Source organism: Clostridium sp. BNL1100 (assembly GCF_000244875.1).
Classification (GTDB): Bacteria; Bacillota; Clostridia; order Acetivibrionales; family DSM-1351; genus Ruminiclostridium.
Window position 1 is genome coordinate 1,551,335 of the sequence record NC_016791.1, and the last position, 20,184, is coordinate 1,571,518.

Sequence of the window (20,184 nt, forward strand, 5' to 3'; positions counted from 1 at the left end):
TATATCACATAAAGTTTTATAAAATAAACCAAGAGTAATTGAACAATATTGTACAATAAGTGCTAAGTTACAATTGTTCTCAAAGAAATTAGAAAATATAATTAAGTTGAAAATAAGCTAAATTTTTACAGGAGGTAAGTATGATTAAAAAGGTTTTAATTTCATTTCTAGTATTTAGTATGGTTATTTCATGTTGTATTGCTACCCGGGCATATGCTGCAGATTTAAAAATAGGTGCATGGGTGGGGACACAGCCTACAGAAGCTGAAATAGTAAAGTACCAAGAGGTTCAGCAGAGGAAAATTGACATTGTGCACCAATTTGTTAACTGGTCCACTAATTTTGACTGGATTAGGCCATATGCTGACGCTGTTTATAAAAATGGTTCAATATTAATGGTTACCTGGGAGCCATGGGAATATAATACTGTTGATATTAAAAACGGTAAAGCAGATGCCTATTTAACAAAAATGGCTCAGGATATAAAATCCTACGGTAAGGAAATATGGTTAAGGCCACTTCATGAAGCTAATGGAAATTGGTATCCATGGGCCATAGGATATGCTGGCAAGATAAATACAAACGAAACATATATAGCTGCATTCAGACATGTTGTTGATGTTTTTCGCAATAACGGTGTTTCAAATGTCAAATGGGTGTATAATGTTAACTGCTCCAATGTAGGTGATGGCACAAGTTACCTTGATTACTATCCCGGAGATAACTACGTAGATTACACTTCAGTTGACGGATATAATTGGGGAACAACTCAATCATGGGGAAGTGTATGGCAGACATTTGATCAGATTTTTTCTCAATCATATAATGCATTGAAAACAATAAACAAACCTATAATCATTGCAGAATGGGCATCAACTGAAGTTGGCGGAGATAAAGCAAAATGGATTACAGAATCATTTGATACCATAAAAACATCATATACAAAAATCTATGCTGCTGTATGGTTTAGCGAAAATAAAGAAACTGACTGGAGAATAAATTCAAGCAATGCGTCTCTTGAGTCTTACAGAAAGGCAATAAGTCCTGTATCCGTAAAGTATGGAGATTTAAATAAGGATGGAGAAATTGACTCAATAGATTTCTCCATATTAAAAGGATACGTGTTAGGTAACAACAGGGATATAGATACGATTGCAGCAGACGTGAACCTTGACGGTTTTGTAGATTCACTAGACTTTTCTATTTTAAAGAAATATCTTTTAAGTATAATTACAGTTCTGCCTGATACAAATAAATAGTTTTCATTTAAAATTATTGCTTTGCTTTATGTTAACTTCGATTCTTAAAATTACTCGATCAGGTGTATTTTCTATTGTTAATAGTTTACATAAAGCAGTAAATACTGTAACAAGGAAATTTGGCGAGGGGAATTCTTAAGTTTATATTATTTCTTTATAAAAACAAACTGGCTGAATTAGGACATTAGCCAGTTTGTTATTTTTCATATTAAAAGAAGACGGTTTTTATACTGAATACCTGCAGTAGGGCATTTTTTGAAACTAAGTTCTGGTTTTATGCTGACTGAAATACTATTATCCGCCGCTTGTGGAACCATTGGAAGCAGAACTCGCTGATGCTGTGCTACTGGCCCCAGCACTGCTCGATACGGAGTTGTTCAGTTCAGAACCTAGACTGTATGTGGTCGTTATTGATATTGTAGTTGTTACCTGTGGTGTAGCAGCTAGATTAAAGCTGGGTGTAGTAGCTAGATTAAGGCTGGGTGTTGCAGTAATATTATTGGTAAAATTCTTCATCAAATTGCTGTTAAATGAATTCATTGCAGACATCATATTATTGATGTATTCAAAAACTGGACGCATTCCCATCAAGGCTATCTTGAAATTGGTTCCGCTTCCCATATTTATTCCTCCTTGCATAATCATGAAACTGTGTGTTCAATTTAGCATAGATATTGCATGCTAGACACAGTGATTGTTATATAACATAATGCTTATTATAAAATATTCCCGATCGGTATGATTTGTTACATGTTCTCAGTAGAAATTTTGACATAATAAGTTTATGGTTTCGCTTTAGTAGCTATCAGGTCAATGAGATCAAACATAGGAGGAGAATTGAAGCTTCTTTCTTGAACTTGATATAGAAGCAGATTAAAATGATTTCTTTCAGAGGGCTTATATGCCATGTGGAACTGAACTAATAAAAACGGCAAACGCTTAGTAATGACTGCAAGCATTAAGCAGCTTTACGTCTATAGACTCTCATTGCAAATATATATGCAACAATAAGAATACCAAGACACCATGCAAGTGCAATCCAAATGTCGCTGCCGACAGGCTGTTGAGTGAGCAGAGAACGTATCGCATCTACGATGGAAGTTACCGGCTGGTTTTCTGCAAAAACACGGACAGGCCCCGGCATAGAATCGGTTGGTACAAAGGCCGAGCTTATGAATGGAAGAAAGATAAGAGGGTAGGAAAAGGCACCTGCACCGTCCACGGATTTTGCGGACAGTCCTGCAATCGCCGCAATCCATGTCAAGGCCAGCGTAAACATCGCCAGGATACCTGCCACGGCAAGCCATGACAATATTCCTGCAGACGAGCGAAAGCCCATAATCAGCGCTGCAATTATGATTACAACAACTGAAATCGCATTTGATACCAATGAGGTCAGCACATGTCCCCACAGCGCAGATGAACCTGCGATTGGCATAGAGTGGAATCTCTCAAAGATGCCACTTTTCATATCCATAAACAGGCGGTAAGCCGTGTAGGATATGCCGCTTGCAATGGCAATCAGCAGGATGCCCGGCAGCAAGTAATTCACATAGTTGTTTGTTTCGGCTTGAATCGCTCCGCCCAACACATAAACGAATAGCAGCATCATTGCAATCGGAGTGATAGTCACCGTGATAATGGTATCCATACTGCGGAAAATATGGCGCATGGAACGTCCTAACATTACGCACATATCACTAAAAAAGTGTTTATTAATTGTTTCCATTTTCTTTTCCTCCTTTTTTACCGATGATTGCGAGGAATATCTCCTCCAATGTCAGTTGTTTTTCCACATACTCCACCTTTGCGGGCGGGAATAGTTTTTTCAGCTCAGCAAGTGTACCGTTTGCGATAATTTTTCCTTCATGAAGAATGGCAATTCTGTCTGCGAGCTGTTCGGCTTCATCTAAGTACTGTGTAGTTAAAAAAACAGTAGTGCCACCATTAGAAAGTTCTTTTACAACTTTCCAAACCTCTATGCGTGCCTCGGGGTCAAGCCCGGTTGTCGGCTCGTCGAGAAAGATAATCTGCGGATTTCCTATAAGGCTCATAGCGATATCTAGCTTCCTGCGCATACCTCCCGAATAAGTAGACACCCTGCGGTCGGCGGCTTCAGTCAGTCCGAAGCGCTTCAGCAAATTGTCGGCAACAAGGCGTGGATCTTTCTGGTGACGTAGCTTGGCTATCAATATAAGATTTTCACGTCCTGTCAAAATCTCGTCCACGGCGGCAAATTGCCCGGTCAGGCTGATGGACTGACGCACATTGTCGGGCTTTGATGCAACGTCAAAGCCATTGACGACGGCTGTCCCGCCATCTTGTTTCAGCAGTGTTGAGAGTATTTTGACAATTGTTGTTTTGCCTGCACCGTTGGAGCCCAACAGGGCGAAAATACTGCCTTTTTCTACCTGAAAATCTACACTCTTTAGAACTTGAAGTTTCTTGTAGGACTTTTGCAGTCCTTTTACTTGAATTGCTTTTTCCATTCAGATATCCCCCCTTTTACTTTGTTTTATCCGTATCCTTTTTTATGGCCTTGTAAACTTCCTGGTCAACAGATTCCTGATAAATGTCAGCATAAGTTTTTGAATCTTTGATTAGATCGTCGCAGAATGCCGCTACGTTGCTACCCGTCACTTCGAGCACGCCTTTCCCCAGGGACGCACCCTCTTCAAAAAGATCGATAATCCCCGATAGCAACCCTGTCCCTTCAGTTAGCTCAACAGGACCGACCTTAAATAGATATTTTTGAATCTCTTTATAAACAATCTGATAATCTTGCGGGAGTGATTTGACACGTGCCACGTGTGCTCTCCACTCTTTTTTACCTTCGATGATATCTTGTATTCTCATTTTATCCTCCTATTTACCTAATTTTTTAGTAATATTGTTATTAAGTTGCTGGCGCCACTTGTCACGAAAAGACTTTGCTCCTTCTTCGCCGGCCAGTGCGGAGCAGAAGCCTTTGATATCGTCGCCCAAAACCTCTTCCACATTCTGACCGTCCGCTGCCGTTTCTTCCAGTAGGCCAAGTACACCATCAAGAATTGGCATAAGGTTGCGACCGGTAAAGTCTGAGTGGGGCCAGAGGTTTATCTTGATTTTTTCCCATGCCTCTTGATAATCAGCCGGTAGCTTTTTGGCTCGCACTTCAAAGATTTTCAATTCTTTAGTCATGTCACTTCCTGTAATCATTTCCCAGAAATTCATTATATTTTCTCCTTTAATTCGTTAATTTTAGACGAAACAAATACCCATTTTTCCCAAAATCGGTTCAGTTCTTCTCGTCCTGAGTCATTTAACGTGTAGAATTTGCGCGGTGGCCCCATGTCGGAGGGCTTTTTTTCTATGTTCACGAGTTTATTCTTCTCAAGCCGCACCAAAATGGTGTAGACAGTTCCTTCCACAACATCGGAGAAGCCGAGAGCATTAAGCCGTCGCGTGATTTCGTAGCCATATGTTTCGCCACGACTTATAATTTCAAGTACACAGCCCTCAAGCACGCCTTTGAGCATTTCCGTTAGATTATCCAGCACAATCACCTCCTATTACTATTCTGTATGACTGATATTCAGTATTACTTACTACTGGTATATAGTATCACGTAGTAGTATAGCTGTCAAGACAAAAAAATAAACCTTTAAAAGTAAAACTATGGTCGAGTTTCCGGCTAGTACGCCAATACTCAATCAGCGTGGTATATATTTTTTTACAATCCGGGTGTTAGAAGCCCCAAAAAATTTACTTATATTTGAGTAAACTTTTTGGGAGTGATCTAATGCAGACTAAGATGCTATTAAAAAAACCTGACCAATCGTTGCACAGAAATCCTCTGAATAGCAGTAAAAAGAATAATATGCCGGCTGCAAATAAAAAAAATGTAAGAACAACGGATTACAAGAAATTAGTTCAGATAATGGTCAGTAATCCGAATGCCATATCCAGAGAAGAATTTATATTTATACAATCAATAATTGGATACCGGCAGGCAATAGCCATGAGAGAGGAGGCAATACTCCGTAAAAAGCAAGGAAAGTTGGATGGAAGTAGTATAAATTCCAAAGTTGTGAAAAATTCAAATAACAAAAATCAGGCATCTTCAAATACCGGTATGCCCAATAATTTGCGGACAGGGCTTGAAAAGTTATCCGGAGTTGACCTCTCAGACCTAAAAGTTCATAAAAACTCTGATAAACCACAGCAAATTGGAGCTTTGGCGTATACACAGGGAAGTGATATACATATTGCTCCAGGACAGGAAAAACATCTTCCTCATGAAGGTTGGCACGCTGTACAGCAAATGCAGGGGAAAGTACGCCCTACTATACAAATGAAAACGGATTTACTTGTGAGCCATGATAATGAGCTTGAAAAAGAAGCAGATATTATGGGAAGTAAGGCTAAAAAAGAGGGCTCCAAAAGTAACACATTTCAGTACCCAAAATCTCCAAAACCACAATCAGGTCATAACGCTAGAGTTATTCAGGGGTTTGGATTTAATCCTGGTAAACTGGCAGGGAATATAGTAAAAAAAGTAGCTAAAGCTGGTTCATCGGGTATAAAAACAGTAGGCAATGCAGTTAAACATGCAGCAAAAGCGGGATCAAACGGAATTAAAGCAGTTGGAAATATAGTTCAACATGCAGCAAAAGCAGGAGCAAACGGAATTAAAGCAGTTGGAAATATAGTTAAACACGCAGCAAAAACAGGGGCAAACGGAATAAAAGCGGTAGGAAATATAGTCAAACATGCAGCAAAAACAGGGGCAAACGGAATAAAAGCGGTAGGAAATATAGTCAAACATGCAGCAAAAACAGGAGCAAACGGAATAAAAGCAGTAGGAAATATAGTAAAGCACGCAGCAAAAACAGGGGCAAACGGAATAAAAGCGGTTGGAAACCTAGTAAAACATACAGCTAAAGCAGGGGCCAGCGGAATAAAAACGTTAGGAAAAATAGTAAAACACGGAGTAAAGCAAGGAATAAAAGGATTAAAATCTGTAGGCAGTTTAGTGAAAAAAGGTGCGAAGCTAGGGGCAAAGGGTTTAAAAACAGCACTAAATGTTGTAAAGCAAGGGGTTAAATTAGGTGCTAAGGCAGGAACAAAAGTTATAAAGAAAGCAAAGAGTGTTGCAAAGCAAGCAACGGGAGCATTTTCAAACCTTAAGAAGAGATTTGGTAAATTAGTAGATTTTGCAAAAAAAGAAGTTTATCAAACAGTTAAAAAGAATCCCTTGGCATTTGTAAAAGGAGTACTAGAAACTGGGAAATCTGGAATACAATTTGGCCGAAGCCTATATGAAAATTTTACTAAAAATGATAATATGAAATGGAACGATAAAATAATGGATGCTGCTAAAGATACTTCTCTATATAAGAGTTTTGTCAAGAAAACTCAAAGTGGAGCTTGGCAGGAGTTATTTGACGTAGGTGGCTTTGACAGAGACAAAAATGGAGTTTATCATGCACAACAAGATGCACTGCAGCAATACGGCGGTTACAATGACCTTTACGATATTGTTTTTGATTTTGCTACCAGTATGAGAAGAGAAAAATATGATTATAAAGTTGGGGAAAAAGAATATATTGTTTGGTTATGGAAAGGAGATTATCTGAATCTTGGGGCAGGAGCAGAGATAGGTATATATACCGGAGGAGAACCCCATTGGTTTTCAGATGTGGATAATGCCATGCCAATGACACTATCTTTAAGAGATAAAGAAGGAAACAATATTTTCGAGTGGGACCCAAAGAAGAAAAATTGGTGGTGCACGGGATTTAATCCAAATTACCCAGATAAAAAAGCGGAAGATCTTATTTCAGTAGGAACTATAGACTTTTCAGGACATTTGGATATGTGGGAAGCTTTCTATAAAAAATATGATGGATTTTATCCATGGAAATTTTACCCAGATAAACATATTGCTGAATTTGAATGGAAAAATTAGGGAGGATTATTATGAAAATTAAAAAAATATTATTATTTACAACAATTATCGGACTTTCTTTAGGGTTGTCATCGTGCGGATCCTTCAGCTCTAGGCTTATAAGAAATGATGAAAAAACCGCCGATGCACGTTTTAAAAATATAATTGAAGCAATAGAAAAGAAAGATAAGGAGGGACTGAAAAAAATGTTCTCTCCCAATGCACTGAAAGAGGCAAAAGATATTGATGATGGAATTGAATACATAATGAAATTCTATAAAGGTAAAATGAAATCAAGGGATGAGGGCACCGTAATAACATCTGATTCAAAAAATGAAGGTGTAAAGAAGAGTGAACTAAGATGTGGATACACAGTTACAACTGATGAAGATACTTACATAGTATTTTTTATAGACCAGATAGTAAATACAAAAAGCACTGATAATATTGGGCTTTATATGTTACAAATAATAAAAGAGTCAGACAAGAAAAAAGAATTTGATGGTGGGGGAGAAAAGACAAGGTGTGCCGGAATTTACAGACCCCAAAATACTACGATGAAAGAGGAAAGTAAATGAGTGATACTAGTATAAAAAACGCCAAGCGTTTTTTAGGATTTGCTGATACATATGATACTGCAAGACCACAGTTACCTTTGTATCCGATTAATGTAATTAAGAACTATTTAGGGAAAATACCTGACTTGGTGGTAGACTTAGGTTGTGGGACCGGTTTATCTACACTAATTTGGGAAAATAATTGCAGTAAAATAATCGGAATAGAACCAAGCGATGACATGATTAATGTTGCAAGAACAAAGCAAATATGCGGAGTCGAATTTGTTAAAGCCTACTCTCATGACACCGGTCTGTCTGACAGCATTGCTGATGTTGTTATCTGTTCGCAATCATTTCATTGGATGGAACCAAAAAAAACACTTAGTGAAGTGAACAGAATATTAGCTCCAAATGGTATTTTTGCAACAATTGACTGTGATTGGCCACCTATAAGTCATTGGGAGGTTGAACAGTCATATAAAAAATTATTTAACAAAGTAAGTATTATTGAAAATGAAAATAAAGAGCTGCAAGATAATCATTTTAGATGGGATAAAAATAAGCACTTATTAAATATTGAGAGCTGTGGTTATTTTAGATATACCCGGGAGATTGTTTTTAAAAATACTGAAAAATATACGGCGAGAAGACTTATTAATATTGCTTTAAGTCAAGGCGGCTTACAGAGTATTTTAAGGAAAATACCTGAGGCTATTACTCCTGAGATAGACAGTTATAAAGAAAAAGTCTTTGAAATATTTGGTGACAAAGAATTCAATATTGACTTCTGTTATAGAATGCGTATTGGTATAAAATAAATTGGTTATTTATGTTTTATTTCGAAGTATAAATAATAATTTGGATTTGAAATAGGAGTGATATTTGTATGGGTATTTTGTCTGGCAGTGTACATACAGGGTTATTTGTTGAAGATATCGTAAAGATGGTGGCGTTTTACAGAGATATACTGGGCTTTGAAACAGATTGGGACGGAGGACCATTTGCAAGTTTCAAAGTAAAAGATGGCGGGTTGTTTATGTTCGATAGGAAACAATTTGCCGTGTCTATGAATAAACCTTATTACCCACCAAAAGGATTTAATCAGACAATGGAAATTGGAATAGGTGTTCCTACTAAAGCTGATGTGGATAGAGAATATGAACGACTAACGGCACTTGGTGTTCAATCACTGACAGGTGAGCCAGTTACCCAACAGTGGGGACAAAGAAATTTTTGGATAGCTGACCCTGAAGGTAATTATATTGAAATTGGTTGTTAATTTTGGCTACCTGCTATATTAAGTAGAAGTCTATTGACATTTTAAGTATAATTTGATAAATTCAAACCATAAATAATATATTTTTACATTTCAAAATTAGATTAATATCTTTTGCAGTTACTCATATCTAAATTTTCAATAATAAAACTTACAATTTTATAGAAATTTGTCTGATGACCAATATATGGAGGCGATAATAATGAAGTACTTTAAAAAGGTATGCATTACTCTGGCTGCTTTGCTTATCAGTACCGTTTTTGCTGCCGGTATAGGGACGCAATCTGTAAATGCAGCATCAACAACTATTCCATGCAGACAGCTTGAACGTCTGGATAGGGGAATTGTAGCTATTAATCAGGGAAATGGGAAGGTTTATGTGGGCTGGCGTCTTCTTGGGATAGAACCCGGTAATATTGCATTCAATCTTTACCGTAAAACAGCCGGTGGCATGGAAGTTAAACTCAATAGCTCACCCATTATATCCAGTACAAATTATGTTGATAACGGTGTTGATACGACAAAGGATAACACTTATACAGTAAAAACTGTTTTAAACGGAATTGAGAGTAGTGAAAGTGAACAGTATACTTTGGCTGCAAATACTCCTGTCAGACAGTATATTCCTTTAAAATTAAAATCCCTTCCCACCGGATATTATACAATGCATGTAAATGTGGGTGACCTTGATGGGGACGGAAAATATGACTATATAGTAAAGCGTATGAATGAGGACAGGTCTCCTGTGCAGGTAGAGGCCTATAAATCAGACGGAACATTTTTATGGCGTATTGATCTCGGGCCAAATATCGAAACATATAACACAGCCATGACTTCACCTTTGATTGTATCGGATTTAAATAGTGACGGAAAGGCGGAAGTCCTTTTAAAAACCGGTGAAAGCACCAGATTTGGTGATGGTACCTTAATCGGGGACACAAATAATGACGGGGTAACTAACTATTGTAATACAGCATCAACAAGTTACCAGGTTCTATCAGGCCCCGAATTTATTTCTGTAGTTGATGGAATGACAGGTAAAGAGCTAAGCAGAGCAGATTTTATTGCAAGAGGAAAAGTAACAGACTGGGGAGATGACTATGGGAACCGTGCAAGCTTTATTTTTATGACAGTTGCATATCTGGACGGCATTCACCCAAGTGTAGTAATGTCAAGAGGCCCCGGTAACGTTATGAAAGTTGAAGCGTGGGATTTCAAGGATGGAAAGCTTAGTCAGCGATGGAAATGGGATGCCCGGAATCAAACTCTTCCGTCGGGTAAGCACTTTCCTGATTTCCACGCTATACGTGCAGTAGATGTAGATAAGGACGGTAAAGATGAAATATCCTGGGGAGGTTCAATGCTGGATGATAACGGAACCTTGCTTTACGCCACTGAACTTGAACATGGAGACCGGTTCATAATAGGGGATATTGACCCTGAAAGGGACGGCTTGGAATGCTATGCTATACAGCAAAACAACAAGGATCTTTTAGGGGCGGCCATATATGACGCTGATAATGGTACCATGATTAAAAAAATGTATATGAGCGCAGTCGGTGATGTAGGAAGAGGGGATTGCGCTGATATTGATCCAAACTACAAGGGGATGGAATGCTGGTCTACACTTGAGAATTTATACAACTGTAAGGGTGAGGCTATCGGAACAGAAAAATCTTTTCCATTCTTGAGTATATGGTGGGATGGGGATTTGCTCCGGGAATTTTTTATAGGTGTTGACTCAAATGGTTTTAATGCGGCAATCAACAAATGGAATTACACTACAAAAACCAGCAATCGGTTATACTCTGTTTATCAGGAGGGGGTTAAGTCAACATATGCAGGCAGACCGCCTTTCTATGGTGACATTATGAGTGACTGGCGTGAGGAAGTAATTCTTGAAACCACAGACAATACTGAGCTTCGTATTTACACTACAACCATTCCAACGAACTACCGGATATATACCCTGATGCATAACCCGGCATACAGGAATTCCGTAGATGTTAAGGGCTACCTGTCTTCTGTTTACCCTGATTATTATCTGGGCGAAGGTATGTCAACGCCACCGGCTCCTAATATTTCAACAGGGGATGGAGAATTAATAAAATCACTAAGGGTCAACGATTCAAACAATGCAGCTGACTGGTACATACAATCGAATTTGCAAGTTGGTGATACAGTTTATGGAGATAGAACATATAAATATACAAAAATTCCTCAGAGTGTTGCAGGTTCGGAATGGATAAGGACTGCATGTGATTCTAAAAGCTATTTATCTGAGGAAGCGTATTTTACCGCAAAAAAGGACATTTCGGTTTATATTGGTTTGGATTCAAGAATTACCAGTATCCCGTCATGGCTAAGCGACTGGACAAAAACAGGAGAAACAATAAGCGATGATAACACAATTATCTTCAACCTGTACAAAAAGGATTTTACTTCCGGCTCTGTTGTGAGGCTTGGAACTAATGGGGGGTCTTCCAGTTTTGTGAATTATACAGTTATTGTTAAGCCAAACACGGCACCTGCTTTTCTTTATGGTGATGTAAACGGAGACGGTATTGTGGATGTTCTGGATTACAGTACCATGAGAAGTTATCTTCTACAGATAACCAATTCAATGCCCTCTTCATATTGGCAGAAGGCGGGAGATTTGAATTCCGACGGTGCTATAGACAGTATGGATTATTTGTATCTGAAAATGTACTTGTTGGGGACAATTGATTCGCTTCCTATTTCGACATAAGTGTGTTTAGAATAAACTACATAAGAGTATATCGAAAAAACGGGGTTGGTAGCGAAAAGGCTGCCTACCCCTTCTTTTGTGCTTTTTGCTAGATGCAGTATAAGCAATAACTTATAAATATTATAATCATTATTTTAGAAAGTATAAAATTTTATGATAAATTAGTACCAAAAATAATATTTTTTTACAAATAATTTAAGAGTATAAATATATTATTAAGAAAAGGAGGTATTATTATGTTTAAATCCAAATCGTTAAAATTATTTTTTCTGGCTGCGGTTGTTACCTTGATAACTGTATTTTCCAGTCTGAGTTCAGGAGTATCGGCTGCATCTCTGACAAACGATTTTAATCAATTAAACCAATCTCAAATTGTTTCGGAAATGGGCGCCGGATAGAATCTGGGAAATCAGATGGAGGCTAATATTGACGGTATGCCATGGGAAGATGCCTGGGGTAATCCTAAAATCACACAAGCTCTTATTACTAAAATAAAGTCATTGGGCTTCAAAACAATTCGTATTCCAATATCATATTTAAAAAAAATAGGGGCTGCACCGGATTATACAATTGATGCTGCGTGGCTGGCGAGAATTAAAGAAGTTGTCGATTACGCCTTCAATGAGGGCATGTATGTAGTTATAAACATGCATGGAGACGGCTATAACACAATTACCGGTTCATGGCTGCTTGTAAATTCCAATGATCAGGCAACTATTAAAGCTAAATATCAAAAAGTATGGCAGCAGATTGCAAATACATTTGTAAATTACGATGAGCATTTAATTTTTGAATCTATGAACGAAGAATTTGACGGTAATTATAGCAATCCAAACCCTACATACTATGCAAATCTGAATGCCTATAATCAGATATTTGTGGACACCGTACGACAAACCAGCGGAAATAACAGTGCAAGGTGGTTGCTGATTCCCGGCTGGAATACCAATATTGATTATACAACAGGCAACTTTGGATTTGTTCTACCGACAGACACCTACAGGTCTGCTACAATTCCAAGCTCAGAAAAGAGAATAATGATATCTGTTCACTATTATTCGCCATGGGATTTTTGTGGAGATAATTCAGGAACAATAACACAGTGGGGAGCAACGGCTACAGACAATTACAGAAAATCAACCTGGGGTCAGGAAGACTATATGGATTCCCAGCTTAAGGCCATGTATGATAAATTCGTAACACAAGGATACCCATTTGTTGTGGGCGAATGGGGCGCAGTAGATAAAACAAGTGCAGATTCTACTAATAATAAATATCGTCAGATATTTGCTAAAACAATTTGTTCGTATTGCAAAAAATATGGCGGTGTTCCCATTGTCTGGGATAATAACTACAACCAAGCCTATGGATTTGGTTTGCTTGACAGGAAAACCATGACTGTAACACAACAAGGAATTATTGATGCAATAATGAGCGGAATGGGCACAGGCGGCACAGGTATTATGGGAGATATTAACGGGGATAATATGATAGATGCTCTTGATGTTGCAATGTTTAAGCAATATCTTCTGGGAAAGATAACTGTCACCCCGGAGGTTTTCCATGTAATGGATATGAATGCTGATAACAGTGTGGATGCCATTGACTTTGCATTGTTAAAAAAATTGATATTAGGTCCAATTTATTAAAATAAATAAAACGCATAAATCATGAGTAAAAAACAAGGTGCTAGAAGGAAACTAGCACCTTGTTTTTTCTTTATGAATCAAAATAACCTTGTTAGAACAAAATAATGTAAAAATAATTGCATTAATAAAATTCCCGAAGGAAGGATTATTGTGGATACAATTAAAGAATTTAAGAAAGTAGGAACTCATAGCGGTAAATTTCATGCTGATGAAGTAATGGCAACGGCTATACTCAAACAAATATTTGAAATTGAGTTGACCAGAACCAGAGACCCGGAGATACTTGAAAAACAGGATTTAATATATGATATTGGTAATGGTGAGTTTGACCATCATCAATTGGAAAAAGAGTACCGGGACAATGGTACTCCATACGCTGCTTGCGGACTGATATGGAGAAAGTTCGGAAGGCAAGGGATATTATCAAAGCACCCTGAAGTATCTGAAAATGAAGTTGAAATTATTTTCAGATATGTAGATGCGGTACTGATAGAGGGAATTGATGCAGCGGATAACGGTATCAGAACAACAGAGAACATCATTCCTACTATGTGCATATCCTCTATTATTGGTGGCTATAACCCTACATGGGATTCCCCCGAATCAGTAGATGCGGCCTTTAACGACGCAGTAGGTTTTGCGGAAGATATACTGGAAAATTTAATAGATCAAAAGGTTTCAACACTTAAAGCGAAGACTTTTGTAATCGAGGCTTACAATAATCGTACAAGGCCGGAACTGTTAATATTAGATAACTCTTATCCATGGGAACGTACATTAAAAGAAATTGATATAAATAAAGAAGTTCTCTTTGTAATTTATCCAAAGGAAGAAGGCTTCTATATACAAACTGTTCGTGAGTACGGTGAAGTACGTAGGGACAGAAAAAGTCTTCCAGAGGAGTGGGCTGGGAAAAGAGAAGAGGAACTGGGCCGTATTATTGGCATAAAAGATGCGGTCTTTTGCCATACATCAAGATTTATAGCTAAAGCAGGTTCATTTGATAGTATATTGAGAATGGCGGATATAGCTATTTCAAAGCCTGAACCAAAGATAGAAAACAGGGTTGCAGATAGAAATATTTTTGATATTTTAAGGTTAATTTTACAAAATAAATTAGTGATTAAGATCAGAAGAAATAGATAAAGAGAGTGAAAGCCAGCGTCTTTCGGCGCTGGCGGGCACATTAAGAAAAGCTACTTCATAACTTGGTTATCTTTGTTTACTTTTACTGCTTCAAAAATAGTTTCTTCTGAACAAGCCGGACATTTAATTCTTAGCCCATAAATAATGGCAATTTTAATATTACCCGCAGTTTTTATATAATCAGAATCACAAATGCTTTTACAATTTGTACAGCGTAAATTATAGTTTTTTGTTAATGAAGAGTTCCATTTAAATATAATTAGGATAGAAATTATGCTTCCTAAAAGAATAATTGATCCAAATATTATTATAAAACTCATAATGAACTCCTTTTGTTAGTCCTATTCTAAATATTACACATTTTTAACACAAATGCAAATCTAAATATTAATTTTCATACAATCTGGAGCTACTTTTACCTATTAATAGTTAGCAACTTAGTTTAATTTAAGCTCGCAATATAAGTCGATATCGTCCTAAAAAATTTGCACATTGATAACTGGATAGTGCGGTATACAGTATAAACTTGACTAATTCATATTCCTAATATAGTATTACTTGTAATTAATTGGCTAGATTTAAAATTCATAAGTTGTGCTACTGAATAATTAAAAAAGGTGGTTTATAATGAAAAAAATCGAAGACTATTTTAATGAAGAAGCTTCAAATCATGATGATATATTTGTTCGGGAAATAGGTCTGACAGAGTTTTATGATGAGTTAGAACGACATATAGAAAAGTGTACTAGGAAAAGTAGTATTTTAGTATTAGGATGTGGAACAGGATTAGAAATAGAACGAATAAAAAATAATGCAAAAGTAACAGCCATTGATGTTGCAGAAAAAATGCTAGATGAGTTAAGAAAAAAGCAGTTACATAAGGACTTGATTTTAACAACAGTATGTGGGTCGTTACTTGAACTAGATTATGGCATTCAAACTTATGATTTAGTTTTAAGCTGTTATGTAATGCACCATTTTAAAGAGGAACAGAAAATTAGTATCTATTCGAAAATATATGGCTGCCTTACTGAAGGTGGAACATTTATAAATGGGGACATAATGGAAAAAAATTATGTAGATGAACAAATAAGATTAAAAGATGCTGAACAAGTATATTCTGAAAGAGAGCTTCCATTTGCAAGTTTACATATAGATGTTCCTTTTTGTATTGAGCATGAAATGGATGTATTAAAGAAGGCAGGTTTTTTTGATATTGTGTTAGAAAAAGAATGGAATACTACAAAACTATATCGAGCTACTAAGAAATGAAGTGCTGTTTTTTGCGTCTTTACTTAATTCTCAATATAGAGGGATAGCGTAGTAAGAAAGTTGAACATTGACAACTGGATAGTGCGGTAATAACATATAAATGGCTGTATCTAGGAGAAAATATGAAAAGAATAAAGTGTCCTTGTTGCGGTTATTATACAATTGAGAGTGAAGATGAAGTAATTGCAGATATTTGCGGAGTTTGTTTCTGGCAATATGATTGGATTGCTCAAAAATACCCGGATAAGATTATCGGACCCAATAAAATATCTCTAAATGAAGCGACTAAAAACTATAAACAACACAATATATCAGATTTGAGGTTTAAGAATGAGAAATATACTAGAAATCCTTTGCCAGAAGAATTGCCACAGAATAACGAATAAATAGAATTTGAAATGTTTATGTTTTGTAGGCTTATTTTACCGCACATTCAGTTAAAAGAATGTGCTTTTATTTTGCACAAAATAAGTCTATTGCGAACTTAGTAAGGGTATTTTTTTAGTGGAATTAAAAAGATAAAAGCTAATATAAGGACTACACATGAACTTATTAATAAAAAAGCGTTCTGCCAAGGAGAATATTGTAATACTGCTACCCATAGTAAATAGAAAAGTAGGGTTAATATAATAGGTGAGGTTACTTTGTTTTTGCAATATTTACATTTACACTCGAATAAAATTTACTGAAGAGAGACAGACATAACTTCTGAGCAATACTGATACCTTTCTTTTGGCAATGGAGACATGTGAACATATGACCTCCTAGTTATTCTAACTTAATATGTATTATTAATAGCATGGAAAGGTTTACAAGTAAATTAAAGGTCTCAAAATGAATAAAATGTTCCTCATGTTGAGGATATAAGTCGATTTCGTCCTAAAAAAGTTGTGCATTGATAATTGAATAGTGCATTAAGGATTAAAAGGTTGACATAGAAACATGCCAGATGTAGTATTATCTGTAAATGAATGCTTTTGATTGGTATTGTTGTAAACTTAGAAGTAAGGTTATTATATTTTATTCAGAAAAAACCGTTATAAAATCTGCGAAAAATAACGGGTAAACTAGAAGAAAAATCCTTATAATTGTACTTGAGGGGGTGAAGCTATGGATTGGGTAAATAGAATGAATAGGGTAATTGACTATGTGGAAAATCATTTGAGCAATGAGATTAACGAAAAAGAAATAAGTAAAATTACGGCTTGTTCTTTTTCTTTGTTTCAAGGATCGTTTGCACAGATAACGGGTATATCATTATCTGAGTATGTCCGCCGACGTAAGCTCACTTGTGCCGCTTATGATTTGCAGAATACTAATGAAAAGGTTATTGATATTGCTTTGAAATACGGTTATCAATCGTCGGATGCATTTTGTGTAGCTTTTAAGCGTTTACATGGAGTTACGCCGACATCTGCCAAAAAAGACAGCGTTAAACTAACATTTTATTGTCGTCTAAGCTTCACCTTAACAATTAAAGGAGTTGATAAAATGGATTATACAATTATTGAAAAAGCACCGTTTAATGTCATCGGAGTAAGACGTACGACCCCTTATGGTGGCGGTACATGGGCCGTGGTAAAAAGTGATGGTAGCAGCGAGTCAATAAAGAAAATGACCGGTCGTATTTACGATTTAGGGCTATGTTTCGGTTTTAGTGAGGATGGTAGTAATGACTACATGTGTGGCATTGAATGGGAAGATAAACCCATTGATGGTCTTGATATTTTTAATTATCCAGCGGCAACTTGGCTGAGATTTGAAGCAAAGGGCAATATTTCATGTCAAATTCTGGGAAGTGTATGGCAAAGAATCAATCATGAGTTTCTACCGCAAAGCAAATATAAAAAATCTGGTCTTCCTACAATAGAAAAATTTATCTTGTGGGATGAAGCAGCAAATATATGCAATGTTGAAATCTGGATACCTGTTGCGCTTAAATGAAACCCACCAAATGAGCGAAGTATGACTGATTATATACCGAGAACCATTCTAAAGCAATATAGCATCTGTAAGGATACTTGAAAAAGTAGGGATGATGGAAATATCATGAAGGTAAAGCTACGCTGATGAGATTCAACGTGTATGGAGCAGGGATATTCCGAATAGTATTTTTGTCGTTGTAGATTTACATAAAAATTGCTATAATATGGGCTGGAGAATTGTATTCATGGAAATTCTTTGAGTTATAATATCAGTTAATTGATATACAATTTACTTTATAGTTTCCATATGAGCCAATTGTTTGGTAGCCTATATCAATTCCTATGGGGTGTTGAAATGAAAAAATACGATATTGATATTAAATCGATTTTATCAAAGGGTCATGTTGTTACAGATGTAAAAAGTGAAATGCTGTACATAACAACAACGAGAAGGTTATCTACAAATTTTGAAAAAGAAAACATGGCTTTAGATTCTTATGTATACATTCCCGGAACTTTTAAGTTGCCCCTACGCATTGACATATCTGTCAAAATTGATTCTCCAGGATTATACTTGCTTTTAGGTAATGGACATATAAATTTTGGAACACCTTGGTCAGATAACAGGCGGATTGACGATATAGTTGCTCCAAATTGTAAACCTAGATTTTTTTATAACCATATTCCTATGAATGAATTTGTTGATATATCTGTAATTTATGGTCTAGACGCAATGCAAATATTGGTGAACGGTGAAGAACGGTTTTATTCAGAAAAAGAAAAATATATGAAGTCCAAACTATTGAAAGAGTTGAATAGTATAGGCTTTACGCTAAGAATATCTTGTACCAAACGTACAAATTTATTAGTTAAATCTTTAAGTATTACGGAATATGATGAAGCCCCTCCAATAGTACGCTCAAATTCCGACTTGCCAAAACCCTTGACAAGTAATGAGGCTGTAGAGGTAGGACAGAAACCGAAGTTTGAAAGTTGCATTTCTTTACTACCAAACGAAATACGTAATGAAATAATAAAAATGGACAGCTTTTTACGCTCATTAAGGCCATTTAAATTCAAAAGGCAAATAGAAAAGTATGGTAATAAGATAACATATTTGGCATCAGACTATGGATTTTCATATGCTTTGTATCCAAGTAACGATGTTATGCATCATTCGTTATGTTGGTATATAATAACAAACAGTAAACCTGAGTTCTGGCACAGAAAAGCTGACATGATGGAAGAGACCTTAAAAAAACTTGATGAAACTTCACCTGAATTTGCAGAGCGAATGTTTTCAAACTTAACTGAATGTATAGCTTGCCGTCCATGCTCAGTTAAAACATTATACGAGTTCAATGGTAAAAAGAAATTAGTATGTCACGGAATAATGGAATTTAAAATGTGTGTTTCAGATTTTGAGGGTGTACGAACTTTTATTAATACTGTAAATGACCTTGCATCAATAAAATAAACAGCAAGATTCCCTTATTTACTTTGATTCTCTCACGATTGAAAAGAAATAAGCTATTTTTATAATGGAGTATACTTTATGAAGGTGCTTTTAATATCAATGGATTTGGCAGTATAGGCTTGAACATCAAAGATAAGGAGAAAATAAGTAAGGTTATAAAATATTTCGACTTAATAAAGTATTACAAAAATGAAAAACATGAAATTCATAATGAAACACCGGATACTAGTGTAACTTTACTTGGCAGAGATGAAAAGACCATAGATAAAATTGAGTTTTATGGAGATTTGGCAGAATATAAGGGTGAGCAATATAAATTAATAATACATGATGCACATAAATTCTATGAGGGTATTGAAAGTTTATGTACTAGAAACTAACAGCCAGCGTCTTTCGGCGCTGGCTGTTAATAAGCTCTATTATGATTCCTTAAACTTTGTAGTCTTATCGAATTCAGGATTAAAGGCGTAATAATTTTTGGCATTTAAATTATCCTGTACTGTCCTTAATGTTTCACCGAACCTCTGGAAGTGAACTATTTCTCTTGCACGGAGGAATTTTATAGGTTCTTTAACATCCGGATCATCTGCCAACCTAAGTATATTATCATAAGTCGTTCTTGCTTTTTGCTCTGCTGCAAGGTCTTCCGTTAAATCTGTAATTGGATCGCCTTTTGATTGGAAGTATGTTGCTGTAAAAGGCATACCCGAAGCAGCAATAGGGTATATTGCTGTTGTATGATCAACAAAATAGGTATCAAAACCACTCTTTTTAATTTCTTCAATACTTAGACCTCTAGTTAGTTGATAAACAATTGCCGATATAATTTCCATATGGGCCAGTTCTTCGGTACCTATATCTGTACCGAAAAGACGATTTGAATTAATGACTTAAAACCCTTGATATCAGGGGTTTTTATTATGTATGCATTATATCATAAATATG

21 protein-coding genes and 1 pseudogene are annotated in these 20,184 nt (G+C 36.2%); 14 read left to right on the top strand and 8 right to left on the bottom strand.

All coding sequences use genetic code 11. The features are described 5' to 3' along the window. Window positions 1-140 precede the first annotated feature (140 nt). Window positions 141-1,259: a dockerin type I domain-containing protein gene (locus tag CLO1100_RS06400; RefSeq protein ID WP_014312937.1), complete on the top strand. Its 1,119-nt coding sequence runs from the start codon at window positions 141-143 to the stop codon at window positions 1,257-1,259. A 294-nt stretch (window positions 1,260-1,553) separates the two neighbouring features. Here the strand turns inward: CLO1100_RS06400 and CLO1100_RS06405 are convergent, their stop codons facing one another. From CLO1100_RS06405 to CLO1100_RS06430, 6 genes are all read right to left on the bottom strand, one after another. Beyond that, a complete protein-coding gene (locus tag CLO1100_RS06405; protein ID WP_014312938.1) occupies window positions 1,554-1,880 on the bottom strand; it encodes a hypothetical protein in 327 nt (108 codons plus the stop codon). 337 nt (window positions 1,881-2,217) lie between these two features. Next, window positions 2,218-2,988 (bottom strand): ABC transporter permease, encoded by a 771-nt coding sequence (locus tag CLO1100_RS06410; protein ID WP_014312940.1) that lies wholly within the window; start codon window positions 2,986-2,988, stop codon window positions 2,218-2,220. Continuing rightward, a complete protein-coding gene (locus CLO1100_RS06415) occupies window positions 2,975-3,748 on the bottom strand; it encodes an ATP-binding cassette domain-containing protein (RefSeq protein ID WP_014312941.1) in 774 nt (257 codons plus the stop codon). The genes CLO1100_RS06410 and CLO1100_RS06415 overlap by 14 nt, the downstream gene beginning before the upstream one ends. A gap of 16 nt (window positions 3,749-3,764) precedes the next feature. Continuing rightward, window positions 3,765-4,115, bottom strand: coding sequence for a DUF1048 domain-containing protein (locus CLO1100_RS06420; protein ID WP_014312942.1), 351 nt, complete (start codon window positions 4,113-4,115; stop codon window positions 3,765-3,767). 9 nt (window positions 4,116-4,124) lie between these two features. Beyond that, on the bottom strand, window positions 4,125-4,472 hold the full coding sequence (locus CLO1100_RS06425) for a DUF1048 domain-containing protein (RefSeq protein ID WP_014312943.1): 348 nt from the start codon (window positions 4,470-4,472) through the stop codon (window positions 4,125-4,127). Next, window positions 4,472-4,804, bottom strand: coding sequence for a PadR family transcriptional regulator (locus tag CLO1100_RS06430; RefSeq protein ID WP_278244399.1), 333 nt, complete (start codon window positions 4,802-4,804; stop codon window positions 4,472-4,474). The genes CLO1100_RS06425 and CLO1100_RS06430 overlap by 1 nt, the downstream gene beginning before the upstream one ends. A gap of 236 nt (window positions 4,805-5,040) precedes the next feature. Here CLO1100_RS06430 and CLO1100_RS06435 point away from each other — a divergent pair, with 236 nt between their 5' ends. The 8 genes from CLO1100_RS06435 to CLO1100_RS06465 all read left to right on the top strand — a co-directional run bounded on the left by CLO1100_RS06435 (window position 5,041) and on the right by CLO1100_RS06465 (window position 14,565). Continuing rightward, the gene (locus CLO1100_RS06435) at window positions 5,041-7,209 is read left to right on the top strand and encodes a DUF4474 domain-containing protein (protein WP_014312945.1); all 2,169 of its coding nucleotides are present in this window, start codon (window positions 5,041-5,043) and stop codon (window positions 7,207-7,209) included. An 11-nt stretch (window positions 7,210-7,220) separates the two neighbouring features. Beyond that, a complete protein-coding gene (locus CLO1100_RS06440) occupies window positions 7,221-7,766 on the top strand; it encodes a DUF5104 domain-containing protein (protein ID WP_014312946.1) in 546 nt (181 codons plus the stop codon). Then, window positions 7,763-8,563, top strand: coding sequence for a class I SAM-dependent methyltransferase (locus CLO1100_RS06445; RefSeq protein ID WP_014312947.1), 801 nt, complete (start codon window positions 7,763-7,765; stop codon window positions 8,561-8,563). Before CLO1100_RS06440 ends, CLO1100_RS06445 begins: the two co-directional genes overlap by 4 nt. Before the next feature lie 68 nt (window positions 8,564-8,631). Continuing rightward, entirely contained in the window at window positions 8,632-9,024 is a 393-nt protein-coding gene (locus CLO1100_RS06450; RefSeq protein ID WP_014312948.1) for a VOC family protein, read from the top strand. 199 nt (window positions 9,025-9,223) lie between these two features. Then, window positions 9,224-11,770, top strand: coding sequence for a dockerin type I domain-containing protein (locus tag CLO1100_RS06455; protein ID WP_014312949.1), 2,547 nt, complete (start codon window positions 9,224-9,226; stop codon window positions 11,768-11,770). Window positions 11,771-12,006: 236 nt separating this feature from the next. Continuing rightward, a complete protein-coding gene (locus CLO1100_RS20965) occupies window positions 12,007-12,168 on the top strand; it encodes a hypothetical protein (RefSeq protein ID WP_242836689.1) in 162 nt (53 codons plus the stop codon). A gap of 15 nt (window positions 12,169-12,183) precedes the next feature. Beyond that, entirely contained in the window at window positions 12,184-13,419 is a 1,236-nt protein-coding gene (locus CLO1100_RS06460) for a cellulase family glycosylhydrolase (protein ID WP_242836690.1), read from the top strand. 150 nt (window positions 13,420-13,569) lie between these two features. Beyond that, window positions 13,570-14,565, top strand: a complete 996-nt coding sequence (locus CLO1100_RS06465) for an MYG1 family protein (protein ID WP_014312950.1) — start codon at window positions 13,570-13,572, stop codon at window positions 14,563-14,565. A 50-nt stretch (window positions 14,566-14,615) separates the two neighbouring features. Here the strand turns inward: CLO1100_RS06465 and CLO1100_RS06470 are convergent, their stop codons facing one another. Beyond that, entirely contained in the window at window positions 14,616-14,885 is a 270-nt protein-coding gene (locus CLO1100_RS06470; RefSeq protein WP_014312951.1) for a hypothetical protein, read from the bottom strand. A 307-nt stretch (window positions 14,886-15,192) separates the two neighbouring features. Here CLO1100_RS06470 and CLO1100_RS06475 point away from each other — a divergent pair, with 307 nt between their 5' ends. From CLO1100_RS06475 to CLO1100_RS06495, 5 genes are all read left to right on the top strand, one after another. Next, window positions 15,193-15,837, top strand: a complete 645-nt coding sequence (locus CLO1100_RS06475; RefSeq protein WP_014312952.1) for a class I SAM-dependent methyltransferase — start codon at window positions 15,193-15,195, stop codon at window positions 15,835-15,837. Window positions 15,838-15,959: 122 nt separating this feature from the next. Continuing rightward, window positions 15,960-16,223: a CPCC family cysteine-rich protein gene (locus CLO1100_RS06480; RefSeq protein ID WP_014312953.1), complete on the top strand. Its 264-nt coding sequence runs from the start codon at window positions 15,960-15,962 to the stop codon at window positions 16,221-16,223. Between the two features lie 724 nt (window positions 16,224-16,947). Further along, on the top strand, window positions 16,948-17,781 hold the full coding sequence (locus tag CLO1100_RS06485; protein WP_014312954.1) for a helix-turn-helix domain-containing protein: 834 nt from the start codon (window positions 16,948-16,950) through the stop codon (window positions 17,779-17,781). Window positions 17,782-18,117: 336 nt separating this feature from the next. After that, window positions 18,118-19,239: a hypothetical protein gene (locus CLO1100_RS06490; protein ID WP_041700182.1), complete on the top strand. Its 1,122-nt coding sequence runs from the start codon at window positions 18,118-18,120 to the stop codon at window positions 19,237-19,239. A gap of 119 nt (window positions 19,240-19,358) precedes the next feature. Further along, entirely contained in the window at window positions 19,359-19,619 is a 261-nt protein-coding gene (locus CLO1100_RS06495) for a hypothetical protein (protein ID WP_014312956.1), read from the top strand. Between the two features lie 39 nt (window positions 19,620-19,658). On the opposite strand, the pseudogene CLO1100_RS06500 reads toward CLO1100_RS06495, so the two are convergent. Next, window positions 19,659-20,102: pseudogene (locus CLO1100_RS06500) on the bottom strand (manganese catalase family protein); the annotation flags it as partial. Window positions 20,103-20,184: the final 82 nt, after the last annotated feature.

What these genes read in the sequence shown, in the direction of transcription:
- CLO1100_RS06400 (WP_014312937.1), top strand. Translation starts at nt 141, where the DNA reads ATGATTAAAAAGGTTTTAATTTCATTTCTAGTATTTAGTATGGTTATT.
- CLO1100_RS06405 (WP_014312938.1), bottom strand. Translation starts at nt 1,880, where the DNA reads ATGGGAAGCGGAACCAATTTCAAGATAGCCTTGATGGGAATGCGTCCA.
- CLO1100_RS06410 (WP_014312940.1), bottom strand. Translation starts at nt 2,988, where the DNA reads ATGGAAACAATTAATAAACACTTTTTTAGTGATATGTGCGTAATGTTA.
- CLO1100_RS06415 (WP_014312941.1), bottom strand. Translation starts at nt 3,748, where the DNA reads ATGGAAAAAGCAATTCAAGTAAAAGGACTGCAAAAGTCCTACAAGAAA.
- CLO1100_RS06420 (WP_014312942.1), bottom strand. Translation starts at nt 4,115, where the DNA reads ATGAGAATACAAGATATCATCGAAGGTAAAAAAGAGTGGAGAGCACAC.
- CLO1100_RS06425 (WP_014312943.1), bottom strand. Translation starts at nt 4,472, where the DNA reads ATGAATTTCTGGGAAATGATTACAGGAAGTGACATGACTAAAGAATTG.
- CLO1100_RS06435 (WP_014312945.1), top strand. Translation starts at nt 5,041, where the DNA reads ATGCAGACTAAGATGCTATTAAAAAAACCTGACCAATCGTTGCACAGA.
- CLO1100_RS06440 (WP_014312946.1), top strand. Translation starts at nt 7,221, where the DNA reads ATGAAAATTAAAAAAATATTATTATTTACAACAATTATCGGACTTTCT.
- CLO1100_RS06445 (WP_014312947.1), top strand. Translation starts at nt 7,763, where the DNA reads ATGAGTGATACTAGTATAAAAAACGCCAAGCGTTTTTTAGGATTTGCT.
- CLO1100_RS06450 (WP_014312948.1), top strand. Translation starts at nt 8,632, where the DNA reads ATGGGTATTTTGTCTGGCAGTGTACATACAGGGTTATTTGTTGAAGAT.
- CLO1100_RS06455 (WP_014312949.1), top strand. Translation starts at nt 9,224, where the DNA reads ATGAAGTACTTTAAAAAGGTATGCATTACTCTGGCTGCTTTGCTTATC.
- CLO1100_RS20965 (WP_242836689.1), top strand. Translation starts at nt 12,007, where the DNA reads ATGTTTAAATCCAAATCGTTAAAATTATTTTTTCTGGCTGCGGTTGTT.
- CLO1100_RS06460 (WP_242836690.1), top strand. Translation starts at nt 12,184, where the DNA reads ATGGAGGCTAATATTGACGGTATGCCATGGGAAGATGCCTGGGGTAAT.
- CLO1100_RS06470 (WP_014312951.1), bottom strand. Translation starts at nt 14,885, where the DNA reads ATGAGTTTTATAATAATATTTGGATCAATTATTCTTTTAGGAAGCATA.
- CLO1100_RS06475 (WP_014312952.1), top strand. Translation starts at nt 15,193, where the DNA reads ATGAAAAAAATCGAAGACTATTTTAATGAAGAAGCTTCAAATCATGAT.
- CLO1100_RS06480 (WP_014312953.1), top strand. Translation starts at nt 15,960, where the DNA reads ATGAAAAGAATAAAGTGTCCTTGTTGCGGTTATTATACAATTGAGAGT.
- CLO1100_RS06485 (WP_014312954.1), top strand. Translation starts at nt 16,948, where the DNA reads ATGGATTGGGTAAATAGAATGAATAGGGTAATTGACTATGTGGAAAAT.
- CLO1100_RS06490 (WP_041700182.1), top strand. Translation starts at nt 18,118, where the DNA reads ATGAAAAAATACGATATTGATATTAAATCGATTTTATCAAAGGGTCAT.